At 38.3% G+C, this 12,397-nt stretch carries 13 protein-coding genes; 6 read left to right on the forward strand and 7 right to left on the reverse strand.

What is annotated here, in order from left to right; translation table 11 throughout:
• Window positions 1–20 precede the first annotated feature (20 nt).
• Entirely contained in the window at window positions 21–3,113 is a 3,093-nt protein-coding gene (rgy, locus tag ABOO_RS04795; RefSeq protein ID WP_008084248.1) for a reverse gyrase, read from the forward strand.
• A 27-nt stretch (window positions 3,114–3,140) separates the two neighbouring features.
• Window positions 3,141–3,563, forward strand: coding sequence for a hypothetical protein (locus ABOO_RS04800; protein ID WP_012997272.1), 423 nt, complete (start codon window positions 3,141–3,143; stop codon window positions 3,561–3,563).
• On the opposite strand, the gene ABOO_RS04805 is transcribed toward ABOO_RS04800, so the two are convergent.
• From ABOO_RS04805 to rnhB, 4 genes are read right to left on the reverse strand one after another with little or no spacing between them, the layout of a single operon-like run.
• On the reverse strand, window positions 3,560–3,871 hold the full coding sequence (locus tag ABOO_RS04805) for a transcription factor S (protein WP_012997273.1): 312 nt from the start codon (window positions 3,869–3,871) through the stop codon (window positions 3,560–3,562). The two genes, ABOO_RS04800 and ABOO_RS04805, sit on opposite strands and share 4 nt — an antisense overlap.
• A gap of 23 nt (window positions 3,872–3,894) precedes the next feature.
• Entirely contained in the window at window positions 3,895–4,509 is a 615-nt protein-coding gene (locus ABOO_RS04810; protein ID WP_008084260.1) for a class I SAM-dependent methyltransferase, read from the reverse strand.
• A gap of 2 nt (window positions 4,510–4,511) precedes the next feature.
• Window positions 4,512–6,479, reverse strand: a complete 1,968-nt coding sequence (locus tag ABOO_RS04815; RefSeq protein ID WP_008084282.1) for an IGHMBP2 family helicase — start codon at window positions 6,477–6,479, stop codon at window positions 4,512–4,514.
• Window positions 6,479–7,117, reverse strand: coding sequence for a ribonuclease HII (gene rnhB, locus ABOO_RS04820; protein WP_008084170.1), 639 nt, complete (start codon window positions 7,115–7,117; stop codon window positions 6,479–6,481). Before rnhB ends, ABOO_RS04815 begins: the two co-directional genes overlap by 1 nt.
• 72 nt (window positions 7,118–7,189) lie before the next feature.
• On the opposite strand from rnhB, the gene ABOO_RS04825 reads away from it, so the two are divergent.
• Complete coding sequence (locus ABOO_RS04825) at window positions 7,190–7,846, forward strand: class I SAM-dependent methyltransferase (RefSeq protein ID WP_008084224.1); 657 nt, start codon at window positions 7,190–7,192, stop codon at window positions 7,844–7,846.
• Window position 7,847: 1 nt separating this feature from the next.
• Here ABOO_RS04825 and ABOO_RS04830 read toward each other — a convergent pair whose 3' ends face one another.
• The gene (locus ABOO_RS04830) at window positions 7,848–8,945 is read right to left on the reverse strand and encodes an OBG GTPase family GTP-binding protein (RefSeq protein ID WP_008084203.1); all 1,098 of its coding nucleotides are present in this window, start codon (window positions 8,943–8,945) and stop codon (window positions 7,848–7,850) included.
• A gap of 136 nt (window positions 8,946–9,081) precedes the next feature.
• Between ABOO_RS04830 and ABOO_RS04835 the strand changes: the two genes are divergently transcribed.
• The gene (locus tag ABOO_RS04835) at window positions 9,082–10,362 is read left to right on the forward strand and encodes an NAD(P)/FAD-dependent oxidoreductase (RefSeq protein WP_008084249.1); all 1,281 of its coding nucleotides are present in this window, start codon (window positions 9,082–9,084) and stop codon (window positions 10,360–10,362) included.
• Here ABOO_RS04835 and ABOO_RS04840 read toward each other — a convergent pair.
• Window positions 10,359–10,604, reverse strand: a complete 246-nt coding sequence (locus ABOO_RS04840; protein WP_012997274.1) for a hypothetical protein — start codon at window positions 10,602–10,604, stop codon at window positions 10,359–10,361. The two genes, ABOO_RS04835 and ABOO_RS04840, sit on opposite strands and share 4 nt — an antisense overlap.
• A gap of 70 nt (window positions 10,605–10,674) precedes the next feature.
• Between ABOO_RS04840 and ABOO_RS04845 the strand changes: the two genes are divergently transcribed.
• A complete protein-coding gene (locus ABOO_RS04845; RefSeq protein WP_008084278.1) occupies window positions 10,675–11,187 on the forward strand; it encodes a gamma carbonic anhydrase family protein in 513 nt (170 codons plus the stop codon).
• Here ABOO_RS04845 and ABOO_RS04850 read toward each other — a convergent pair.
• A complete protein-coding gene (locus ABOO_RS04850; RefSeq protein WP_008084196.1) occupies window positions 11,177–11,512 on the reverse strand; it encodes a hypothetical protein in 336 nt (111 codons plus the stop codon). The genes ABOO_RS04845 and ABOO_RS04850 overlap by 11 nt on opposite strands.
• Window positions 11,513–11,622: 110 nt before the next feature.
• On the opposite strand from ABOO_RS04850, the gene ABOO_RS04855 reads away from it, so the two are divergent.
• Complete coding sequence (locus tag ABOO_RS04855) at window positions 11,623–12,387, forward strand: sulfide-dependent adenosine diphosphate thiazole synthase (RefSeq protein ID WP_008084257.1); 765 nt, start codon at window positions 11,623–11,625, stop codon at window positions 12,385–12,387.
• Window positions 12,388–12,397: the final 10 nt, after the last annotated feature.

Here is a 12,397-nt window from a genome sequence, read left to right on the forward strand (position 1 = left end):
ATCCTCCTCCATATCTTTTTATGATTCCTGTTATCTATGGAGAGCTATGTCCACAATGCCATGATAAACTAAGTTGGAAGGAAATAGAAAATAATTTATGCGAGAATACTGGAAAGGAGTTATCTCGCACGAGAGAATCCGAGATTTACGGAGAATTTGAGAAATTCTTTGTGGAAAAATTCGGATCTAAGCCCAGAGCAATTCAGAGAATGTGGGCCAGGAGGGTCCTCGCTGGGAAATCTTTTGCGGCCATAGCTCCCACTGGGATAGGAAAAACATCCTTTGGGATATTAATGTCCATGTTTCTCGCTAGGAAGGGAAAAAAGTCCTACTTGCTTGTACCAACCACAATAATTTTAAAGGATATGGTTAAAAAATTTGAGGATCTTGGAGAGGATATCGCGTTTTATCATTCCAAGATGAAAGGAGAGGAAAAGAAAGGCATGGAAAATAGGATCAAAGAAGGAAAATTCAATATTTTAATCACCACAACAGCTTATCTTGCAAGAAACCATAAAAATTTATACGGTAAATTTTTCCATTTTATATTTGTTGATGATGTGGATTCACTCCTAAAAAGGTCAAAAAATCTGGAGAAGGTTCTGAAAATTTTGCATAAAAAAGGGGTTTTGATGGTTTCTACAGCCACAGGAACCAAGGGATACAATACGAAGATTTTAAGGGACAAATTAGGATTTGATGTTGGAAATATGCGCAATGCTGTGAGGAACATAGAAGACATCTACGCGAGCAAAGATACGCTCAAGGATATATTGAATGCAATGGGATCAGGAGCGCTTATATTCGCGCCTACTGCGAAAGAAGCTAAAACTCTTGCGGACCGTATAGGAGATAAGGCGGGTTTGGTCATTGAAAAAGATAAAAGAGCATACGATGATTTCCAGGCAGGAAAATTGGATTATCTTGTTGGAGTTTCGACTCCATATGGCTCTTTAATAAGAGGTATTGATATGCCAGATAGGATTAGATATGTCATTTTTTATGGCATTCCGAGATTTAAGATAAATGCGGAGAATCTGGACGATTTTGGAGATAAGCTAATGCTCTCTCTTGCGTATGGATTAAGAGATTACGGCTTTGATGAATACATAAAAAATAGGAATGTAAAAGAGATAAGGGAGAAATTAAAAAGTATATTGCAAAATAGAAAAGATATCAGGGGAGAAGATTTTATTTATAAAAATGGCCATATAATCTTCCCGGATGTGAAAACTTATATTCAAGGTTCTGGAAGAGCATCTCGCTTGTATGCTGGAGGTATAACAAAGGGAGCTTCATTTCTTCTTGATGGCGATGATATGGTTGAAATATTCTTGCAAAGAGCAGAGCTTTACGGAATAGAATTTAAATCTCTTGAAGATGTGGATATTGAATCCCTAAAGCGAGAAATTGATAGGGATAGAAGGAGAATAGCGGAGAAGGTCGAGGAAAAAGATGTTATAACTCCATCTTTGTTTATAGTTGAAAGTCCAAACAAGGCAAAACACATAGCCCATTTCTTCGGTAAGCCAAATTTAAGGATAATAGGAAATGCGGTTGTCTATGAGGTCGCCGTGGGCGATAGAGTTTTGACAATAGCACCATCTCTGGGTCATACCGTTGATTTGAGCACAACACAGGGTTATTATGGAGTAGTTATAAAAACAGGGCTTTTCATTCCAGTTTACTCCCCCATAAGAAAGTGCAGGGATTGCGGCTATCAATTCACAGAGGGTAATAAATGCCCTGTTTGTGGCTCAGAGGATATCTATAATGCGAGAGAGCAGATAGAAATTCTTCGCAGACTGGCATATGAATGTGAGGATGTGATTATAGGCACAGATCCCGATACCGAGGGGGAGAAGATAGCGTGGGATTTGAGGAATCTACTGTCTCCTTTTGCAAAGAGCATAAAGAGGGCAGAGTTTCATGAAGTAACCAAGGATGCCATAATAAAGGCAATACGAGAGAGTAGAGAATTTGATGAAAATTTGGTAAAGGCACAAATCGTGAGGAGAATAGAGGACAGATGGATAGGGTTTGAACTTTCACATATCCTTTGGAATTTGTTTGGAAAGAAGAATCTATCCGCAGGGAGAGCCCAAACGCCAGTTCTGGGATGGATCATTGAGAGATACGAGAAATCAAAAGAGATAAGGGAGGAGTATTTTATAAAGGGGACGGATGTAAAATCACCTTGGAAAGAGAATGTTCTTGCCAAGGTAGAGAAAATTGGGGACGAAGTGAAAGATTATGTTGTTCCCCCGTACACCACCGATGAGATTTTAAAAGATGCAAATACCATATTGGGTTTAGGGGCAAGAGAAGCTATGAATATACTCCAAGACTTATTTGAATCTGGGTTGATAACTTATCACAGAACGGATTCAACCCATGTATCGCAGGAGGGTATGAGCATTGCGAAGAAATACTTGGGCGAGGATTTTAGACCTAGAAGATGGGGCAAAGAGGGGGCTCATGAATGTATAAGACCAACAAAGCCCTGGAGTGCAGAGGATATAAGAAGATTTGTAAATGAGGGAATTTTGAATTTAGAGATACAGGATGAAGCACTGCGTGTTTATGATTTGATATTTCGGAGATTTATGGCTTCTGAAAGTGTAGGCAAGATAAGAATTTCAAAGTATAAAGTATCCGCAAAGGGAAAGGTTTTGGAGATTCCCCTGATTGTTGAAGCTTATGGCAAGAGTGTTGAACTCTATCCTTACAGAATTAAAGTTTACAGGCCCTTGCCTACGGGAATGGTTAGAATCGAGGTTGAAAAGAGAAAGATCAAACTTGCACCATATACCCAAGCGGATGTAATAAGGTTAATGAAGGATAGGAAAATAGGTAGGCCAAGTACCTATGCCACAATAATATCCAAGCTATTCAAAAGGGATTATATCGTAGAGCGCAGTGGAAAATTGATACCCACAAGGATTGGAATTGAAGTTTATTCATTTTTGTCCACCAACTATGGAAAATTTGTAAGTGAAGAGAGGACAAGAATATTAGAAAGAAAAATGGAGGATGTAGAGAATGGAAATAGGGATTATCTGTATGTTCTAAATGAGCTTTATGAGGAAATAGGTAAGATAAGAGGAAACTAAATATGTGTGAACGGCATGGGATAAACTATGATCAGCATGTTTCGTATTGATGGTATAGAAGCAAAGCGTTTTATCGAGCCAGAAAATGCGCCTCACGAGATTAGAATTGATAACAATAGTAGCATAATCTCAATAAACCAAGTGGATGTTGATAAGGCTAAAGTTGAATTTAAATTTACAATCACATACTCTGGAATTGGTGTGATAATTTTTGACGGGGCCTTGATTTATGAGGGGAAGGTAAAAGAGCTTGTAGGTGAGTGGAGAAAGAATCATAGAATGCCAGATGATGTTGCTCAAGAGATTCATGGTACAATAATTAACAACTGCGTTATAGAAGCAGTGCTCATTGCTAAAGAACTAAGATTGCCGCCTCCGATACCTCCGCCTGCACAGGCGATGGCGCCTAAAAAAGGAGGCAAAAAGGCGGATGTTGTAGGATACGCCTAATATTCTCTCCATCTATGTCCGCATTTAGGACATATGTAGAATCTAGTTTCTGGTTCATCTGCAGCGCGGGTTTGCTGAAGCATCCAGTGGGCCCCAGCATGACCACATTTTGGACAAATGACACTTTCATCGTAAGGTAATGCTTTTAGTTCCTCCTCCGATGAAATTACAATCATCTCTTTTTCTTTTGCCTCAGCCACTATTTCTTGACTCTTGTCTTTATCGATTGGCATCTCGTAACCGCAACTTGAGCAAACCCATTTTCCATCTTTTGGATGCATTAAAGATCCGCATTTAGGGCAGAACATACTGAGGCATAGAGTTATAGTTATTAAATATTTTGAATTTTTATGCCTTCTAGGACAACAAAACTAGCATCTTCTCTATATCCATTTACCACATCTTTTTTTACATCCTTGCCTAAGAGAGTGCTTCTTATTCTAACTATAAAGAACAAATCTTCTAAGAGAGATTCCACTTCATCAATGGTGTAAAAATGAGCATTTTTAAATCTTTCATCCCCTTTTTCTCCCATTTTCGTATATTTTTTCCCAAAATAGGAATTGCGGGGTATGAATCCGATAGCAATGCCACCCTCATCTTTCAATACCCTATAGCTCTCCTCAATTACTTTTCTTGCATCGCTAAAGAAAGGGAGGGATGTGGATATGAGAACTAAGTAGAATCTTTTGCTCTTATAAGGCAAATTCTCACCATATCCCTCTTTTACCTTTATTCCTCTATTCTTCGCAAATTCAAGCATGTTTTTGTCTGGGTCAATGCCATACTCTATACCTAGTGCATATGCGAACCTCCCCGTGCCAACTCCAATCTCTAACTTTGGGGAAGGGTATTTACCTACTATGGGCTTTAAAGCTTTAATTTCTGCATCAAAGATTTCTTTATGTCTATCGTACCAGGAATCGTACTCTGCAGGATTAAACATAATTAAGAATTGTCATCAATCTTTAAAAATTTTCCTTCAGAGCGGGTGTAATCAATCAACTTTGTATATACTTCATTTGAACTTAGTGTTTTTGCATTTCCCAGCATAATGAGTTTTCTCTTTGCACGGGTAATAGCGACATTCAATCTCCTTAAATCGTCCAGAAATCCTATGTCTCCTTTATCGTTAGAGCGAACAAAGGAAATGATTATAACATCCTTTTCTCTGCCTTGAAAACCATCCACCGATTTTATTTCAATATCCTCAATCATGCTACGGAGTAAATCAACCTGGTCATCGTAGGGAGTAATGATCCCAATATGCTTTTCCTTTAATCCTATCTTTAAAAGGCAATCCACGGTATCCTTTACCGTCTCTGCCTCGCATTCGTTGTAGTATGAGGTAGAGCCCCCTCTCTTTTCTTCCTTGCAATTCTGCATATCCAAGAATACAATTATGGATTGTGGTTCGCATATACTTCTCATTGGCTCTTCCAGATTCTCCGCACTCACTCCCAAATCTTCTATGCTCCTATTTTTCACGCTTGGATGAGCAATCAACAAATCTTTGTAGAATAATTTTGATGGAAACTTCATTATTTTCTCATTCATCCTATATTGGACCCTTAGCGTTATTGAAAGATGTGGATACAATTTTATAAATCTCTCAAATAGGGTTAATTGCAGTGCCTTTGCTTTATAACTCATTATAGTTGGAGGCAGCTGTCTATGATCTCCAGCCATGATGTATCTATCACCTTTTATCATAGGAATCAAGCAGGATGGTTCTATAGATTGGGTGGCCTCATCTATAACCACAAAATCAAAATCCATATTGTATAGTAACTCGCTCCCAGCAGTTGAGTTTGTGGTGCATATAACATCAGCATTTTTTAAAACTCTCTTTATTACTTTTTCCTCCATCTTCTTTGCTTTTTTCACATATTCCTCTATTCTCCTTTGAATTTTGATCCATTGGGCCATATTCTTCATAATCTCTACTGGCACTCCTCTGTAGCTACGGGAAGCATTTGCTAGATACACAATTTCATCATCGCCCATACCCCTTCTCCATTGTGGTGTGGGTTTTTTGTATTTTTCCTGTTCTGCTCTCATATCGTCTATTTTCTCCCAGATTTCCATTGCTTTTTTATATTCAATATCCTGAGCAACAATGTAGTCCAAGGTGTGTTCAATTATGCTTTTGCCAATTCTCGCAGGATGCCCCACTCTAACAACATTTACTTTGTGAGCCAATTTCTCAACCAAATTGTCCACAGCTACATTAGAATCTGCTGTTGCCAGAACTCTATATCCTTTTTTAACCATCTGAATTATTCCCTCTGCCAAGGTTGTGGTTTTCCCCGTTCCGGGTGGACCATGGATTAAAAAAAGCTCAGAGCCAATAAGAGATTCTACAGCTTTTCTCTGAAAATTGTTTAATCTCCTGTTCTCCAATTTAATCCCAACTTTGCAAAGTTCAGGATTTGCATTTCCTAAGAGTATCGCCCTTAATCTCAATTTATTCTCATCTTTTAATGATTGCAAAGCGCTTAACATCCTTTGAAATGTTATATCGTTGGCATAAAGATCAATTCTCACACCCCTACTATAAACAAATTTGGGAGGTCTTTTTGAAAATGACAGAATAATGTATCTTTTTCCCTTCTCATAAACGGTAGCTTGAGGATTTTTAGGGGAGACCTTGCCAATGCTCACGATTACAATGTCTCCAACCATAATTTCGTTCTCTGGCATATCCTTGCGGGAGAATTTTACAAGATAGGCACCACCCAATCCCCTGCCAATGAACTTTCCCTTTAGATTCAATATCGCCCTTCCCAATTTTTCCCTCTTTTTCCCACTTAATTTTTTTATCTCCTCCCAGTGACGGCGCATTTCTTCTTCTCTCTCTAAGTTTATTAATTTTGAGAAATAGGATATGTAAGAATCAATATTTTCAAATTCCACTAGAAATCCCCCAATTTCTTCTGCTCTTTTTTCTTCATTGCTCTCTTTGCGCTCTTCCAAGAATGCCTTGTATGAGGTGGCAATTCATTATGCTCTTTCACATATTTTTCTAAGAATCTCTTTGTTCGCTCATCTGCAGGGTATCCTGAGCCAAACTCTCCAAGTTCTTTCTTCAATTCATTAATTATTCTATCCCTTTCAACCTTCGCAATTATGGATGCAGCGCTTACCATCGGATACTTAGAATCCGCCTTGTGTTCCGATATTATTTCTACATCTTTTCCCAATTTTTTCTTTATCTCCTCAGCAAATCTATCTTCATTAACATCGGCTGCATCCACATACACCTTATCTCCGTTCAACTGAGAGATTACTCTTGCAAAAAGTTCAACTTCTATCTCATTCAAAGTCATTTTCTCTCTTAGTGCATCGATCTCCTCTGGTTCGATTTTTATCACAACTATCTTGGATGCAACTTTCTTTATTTCTTCTGCCAATCTCTCCCTCCTTTTTGGACTCAATTTTTTTGAATCTTTTACTCTCAAAGATGCGATTTTGCTTTCCTCTCCGCAAACACCTGCCACTACCAGCGGGCCTATAACAGGACCTCGTCCAGCCTCATCAACGCCACAGCTCATTACGGGATTTATCACCTCATCTTATATTAACCATTTGGAAAATTATTAATACTTCTGCATTTTTGTGCTTGTATGGGGAACCCAAAGGTTAGCGTGGTAATAACGGGCTTTGAAGCAAAATTTTACGATGAGCTTTTAGATTTCATCACCTTATTTCAGTATGGCAAGTTCATAAAAAAATTGATGTACGAAGAAACAGAGGTTGGATACGGAGATAATGTTGCGGAGTTGGGGGTGGGTAACGGAAGAAACGCAATTCTTCTCTCTAATCGTGTTGGGGAAAAAGGAGAGATCGTTGGATTTGACATCTCACCAGATATGCTTGAGAAGGCTAAAAAGAAAACTAAAGATTATAAGAATATCAGGATAATTAAGCATGATATTCGACTTGATTTTCCTAAAGAATTTTACGATTATTTTGATGTGGCATTAATAGCCCTTGCCTTTCATGGATTCACACCAAGAGATAGAGAGAGGATTCTCGATAATGTAAGAAAAATTTTGAAAGATGGTGGAAAATTTTATATCCTTGACTATAACCAGATGAATTACGCTAAATCGCCTTTCTATTTTAAGATTTTAATAGATAAGTTTGAATGCCCTTTAGCGGAGGAATTTTTGGGATATGATTTGATCAATGTGGCAAATAAGTATGGATTTAGACTCACAAAGAAAAGAACATATGTTAAGGGGTTATTCCAATATTCTGAGTTTACTTTGGAGAAGTAAATTACCTTCTTATTACAAGCCTAACTATATCCTCGTCCATAAGCTTGTGCTCCAGTCCGACATGTTGGCCTGGAAACTTAACGCTCTTGCCCCACACCATAGCATAGCGAAACTTCCTAACAAAATCCCTATGCAATGATTTGCAAACATCCTCTACAGTGGAACCTTTTTTTAAGATTAACGGTGCATCGTAATCTATTTTTCCACTTTGGGGCTTTAGGTAAATGCGCATTAATCCAGATGCTTTGAATATTTCATCTTTCAATTTTTCCAAATTTGTTCTGTATTTTGCGGATATGAACACTGGGCTCCAAGAATGCAATTTCCCTTTTATCTCCCTTAAGAATTCCTCATCAGCAAGGTCTATTTTATTTACCACCAGTATGGCAGGCACATAGGTCCTATTTCCCGATAAGAAATCCATTAGTCGCTCTGCATTTAAGTCCTCTTTTATCAATACATCCGCATTTACAAATCCAAATTCTCTAACTATTGCTTTTATGCTCTCAATATCCATACTTAATGGTACGGTAGAAGCTACATTTATTCCTCCCCTATCTTTCTTCTTTATTGAAATATTCGGCTCTTTCTCATTCACTCTTATTCCAAAATTGTGCAATTCATTTAGAATTACTTCAAGATAATCCACTGTATAAACATCTAGCACAAGCATAATTAAATCGGAATTTCTTGCCACGCTCAAAATCTCTTTTCCGTTACCCTTTCCGTATGAGGCCCCTTCAATCAGCCCGGGCATATCTAAGAGTTGTATCTCTGCGCCCTTATGCTTCAAAATTCCAGGATGGATTTCAAGGGTTGTAAAAGCATAATCTGCCACTGTACTCTTTGCGTTTGTGAGTATGTTGAAAAGCATGCTCTTTCCCACACTTGGAGGTCCTATCAATGAGACCATAGCATCTCCACTTTTTTTAATTCCTTTTGCCCTCTGTGCTTTCTGTTTCTTTTTCTTTTCTTCTAATTCCTTCTTCAGGTATGCAATTCTGGCCTTTAGACGAAGAATATGCTTTTCAGTAGCCTTGTTGTACTGCGTTCTTTTTATCTCCTCTTCTAACTCTTTGATTCTCTGCTCTATGTCCACATTCCTGCATTTGAGTTGCCTTAATAATATTTTCTAAGAGCTTAATTATAAGATTTTAAAGTCTTTTTACTATTTTCGCAATCTTATTTCTTTTTTTCTTCAAAAAATTAATAAATTCGTAATACATTACCTAATTATGATAGTGATTATAGGCCTAGGAACTGGAGGAATATATGCGGCTAGGTGGATAAGCAGGTTCAATAGAAAAGAGAAAATAACTATTATCGAAAGAAGAAGTTATGAAACTTATTCTCCCTGCTCAATACCTCTGGTTGTGGAAGGTGCCATAGATCTTAAAGAAATTATACATCCATTTCCAAGAACTCCTCGGATCGATGTGCTGTTGGAGCATGAAGCTGTTGAGATTGATACAAAGGGCAAAAGAGTGCTTTATAGGAAAATTGGGAGCGATGAAATGAAAGAGATTGAGTATGATAAATTGATATATGCGGCAGGTGCAAGACCCTCGGTCCCTCCAATAAAGGGAGTGGAGAAAAAAGGAGTATTCACGGTGAGAACCGTTGAAGATGCTAAGAATATAAATGAATGGGCAAAAAAAGCTAAAAAAGCTTTAATAATAGGTGCTGGTGCAATAGGAATGGAGATGGCCTATGCCCTTCGCAAAAGAGGTTTGGATGTAACTATTGTTGAAATGCTTGAGCATCCATTTCCAAAAGCGCTGGACGAAGATATGGCTAAAATTGTTAAGGAGAGATTGGAATCTATGGGAATTAAATGTCATTGTAATAGCAAGGTAGAAGAGATATTGGGGAAAGAGAAGGTTAAAGGTGCTTTGGTCAATGGTGAAGAAATTGATGCAGATATGGTAATTCTTAGCGTGGGAGTTAGACCCAATACAGAACTTTTGAAGGGAAAGGTGGATATGGACGATAGGGGCTATATAATAGTGAATGAGAGAATGCAAACCTCCTTGCCAGATATATTTGCTGTGGGTGATTGCGCACGCACTCCCTATGGCATTTTGCAGCTTGCAACCATTGCAGCCAGGGAGGGAATAGTGGCAGGAATAAACGCTGCTGGTGGAGATGCCATATACACAAAGCACACGGGAGCTTTCGTATCCACTATGGGAAATTTTGAAGTTGCATGCGTTGGAGAGAGAAGTGAGATAAGCGGAAGAGGCCATTCGACTATAACTCCCTATTCAAAGCATGAAATTTTTGTGAAGATTTTCACAGATAAAGAAGGCAAAATAAAAGGTGCTCAAGCAGTGGGTTATATGGCTTCAAAGAAAATCGATATAATATCAGCGTTGATGCGTGGTGGAGGAAGAATATGGGATGTGGCCTTTATGGAGCATGCCTATTGCCCCGCCTCAGCACACCTCTATGATGTGATAAACATAGCCGCTAACAATGCAATGAGAAAAATAAAGATTGAAAAATACACTGTTTAGCCAGTTACACGCACGATGTCCATAAGAAATTCATCGAATTTCTTGCTTAAAATATCTAATTTTTTCTCAAAATCTTTTATTGTATCTTTGTCTTCTATTATGGACAGAACATCATTAAGGTCTTTAATATAAACCTTGATCTTTTTCAAATCTTGCAGTGCGTTTTCATCACCATCATCTATGCGAGCGAGAATATCCAGCAAGGCCTCCTCTATCGTGTCAAATAGCTCTTCCACAACCATAAGGGGTAATAATTCTGGGATTATATAAGAGTAATGGGTAAGTTTAATTTTCAAAAAGCAATATCCCCTTATGGAAATAATAAAGCCGAGAATACATAACTCAGCGTACATTGCTCCCACAGCCACGATTATAGGCGATGTTGAGATAGAAGAGGGAGCAAGCGTATGGGATGGAGCAGTGCTTCGTGGAGATGTATCCTACATAAAGATTGGGAAGAACACGAATATTCAGGATAATGCAGTGGTGCATGTGGATTATAACGATCCAACAATAATTGGGGAGAATGTTACAATCGGACATATGGCAGTGGTGCATGCTGCTAAAATTGGAAATAATGTAATTGTTGGAATCCATGCTGTCATACTTAATGGTGCGGAAATAGGTGACGGGAGCGTTGTAGGCGCAGGAGCGGTGGTAACATCAAGAACAAAGATACCTCCTAAGAGCCTAGTTCTAGGCATTCCTGCAAAGGTTGTTAGGCAGGGCGAGGAAATTGAGAAGATGGCTATTGAGAATGGATTGATTTATCAAAAGTTAAGGGAAGAGCATAAAAGTGGAAAGTACGCTAGGTTCATACCTTGATTAATTCTTGGTATTTCAGTATGAAATCATCAAATCCAAATGGTGGACTAAAGGATGCGTCCACTCTATCCTTTATTTCTTCAAATTCATCATCGCTTCCAATCCATATTATTTTGGTTTTTTTGCTCAAAATCTTTATTAAATTTACAATATCAACATCATTTGGGTCGTTTGAGAGTATTAGGGCTAGGGATGGCTCCCTCTCTCTGTAAATTTTTATAATCTCCTCTGGAGTATTGGCAAATATCAATTTTTTACCTTTAAATATTATAGGATATAGCTTACGCATTGATAGGCCATGCTCAACTATTAGTACTTCTCCCATAGTTAATCCTTGCATTCCCTCTTTTTTAAGGGTTTTTTCGTCCTTACCTATGTGGATAATCAAAAAAGAAAATGAAAAATTGTTTATAAGGAGATGTAATACCCACATCCATGCTTGATGAAGTTGAGATTACAAAGCTCATAGTGGAGAATTATATGAAAGACCTTATGGAATATGCAGATTTGGATGTGGCAATAGTTGGTGCAGGCCCTTCGGGATTGACGGCCGCTTACTATCTTGCCACGGCAAAGAAAAAAGTGGCCATATTCGATAGACGCCTGAGCATTGGAGGTGGGATGTGGGGAGGAGGCATGATGTTCAACAAAATCGTAGTGCAGGAAGATGCTAAACATATTTTGGATGATTTCTCAATAAACTATGAGAGATTTGGAGATTACTATGTAGCAGATTCTGTGCATTCTGTTACCTCCTTAGCTTATCATGCCACCAAGGAAGGAGCAAAAATTTTCAATTTAATTGGTGCAGAGGATGTTATAATAAAGAATAACAGAGTTTCTGGATTAGTTATAAATTGGAGCGTGATTGGCGAGTTACCTATAGATCCCTTGTCCATCTATGCAAAGTATGTAATTGATGCTACTGGTCACGAAAGTGAGGTAATAAAGACATTGGTGAGAAAAAATAACATAAAATTAAATACACCCACTGGCAGCATAGAGGGTGAGCATAGCATGGATGCTGATACTGCCGAAAGTGTTATTGTAGATAATGTGAAGGAAGTTTATCCCGGCATATTTGTAACAGGTATGGCTGCCAACGCAGTATTTGGCTCTCCGAGAATGGGTCCAATATTTGGAGGTATGCTTTTAAGTGGAAAGAAAGTAGCGGATGAGATCATAAGGAGATTGTCCTAAGCTTGGATTT

The organism is Aciduliprofundum boonei T469, assembly GCF_000025665.1.
Lineage (GTDB): Archaea > Thermoplasmatota > Thermoplasmata > Thermoplasmatales > Aciduliprofundaceae > Aciduliprofundum > Aciduliprofundum boonei.

Coding starts and splice junctions, on each gene's coding strand:
- ABOO_RS04825 (WP_008084224.1), top strand. CDS start 7,190: ATGGGGAACCCAAAGGTTAGCGTGGTAATAACGGGCTTTGAAGCAAAA.
- rgy (WP_008084248.1), top strand. CDS start 21: ATGATTCCTGTTATCTATGGAGAGCTATGTCCACAATGCCATGATAAA.
- ABOO_RS04845 (WP_008084278.1), top strand. CDS start 10,675: ATGGAAATAATAAAGCCGAGAATACATAACTCAGCGTACATTGCTCCC.
- ABOO_RS04810 (WP_008084260.1), bottom strand. CDS start 4,509: ATGTTTAATCCTGCAGAGTACGATTCCTGGTACGATAGACATAAAGAA.
- ABOO_RS04800 (WP_012997272.1), top strand. CDS start 3,141: ATGATCAGCATGTTTCGTATTGATGGTATAGAAGCAAAGCGTTTTATC.
- ABOO_RS04805 (WP_012997273.1), bottom strand. CDS start 3,871: ATGTTCTGCCCTAAATGCGGATCTTTAATGCATCCAAAAGATGGAAAA.
- ABOO_RS04840 (WP_012997274.1), bottom strand. CDS start 10,604: ATGGTTGTGGAAGAGCTATTTGACACGATAGAGGAGGCCTTGCTGGAT.
- rnhB (WP_008084170.1), bottom strand. CDS start 7,117: ATGAGCTGTGGCGTTGATGAGGCTGGACGAGGTCCTGTTATAGGCCCG.
- ABOO_RS04855 (WP_008084257.1), top strand. CDS start 11,623: ATGCTTGATGAAGTTGAGATTACAAAGCTCATAGTGGAGAATTATATG.
- ABOO_RS04835 (WP_008084249.1), top strand. CDS start 9,082: ATGATAGTGATTATAGGCCTAGGAACTGGAGGAATATATGCGGCTAGG.
- ABOO_RS04850 (WP_008084196.1), bottom strand. CDS start 11,512: ATGGGAGAAGTACTAATAGTTGAGCATGGCCTATCAATGCGTAAGCTA.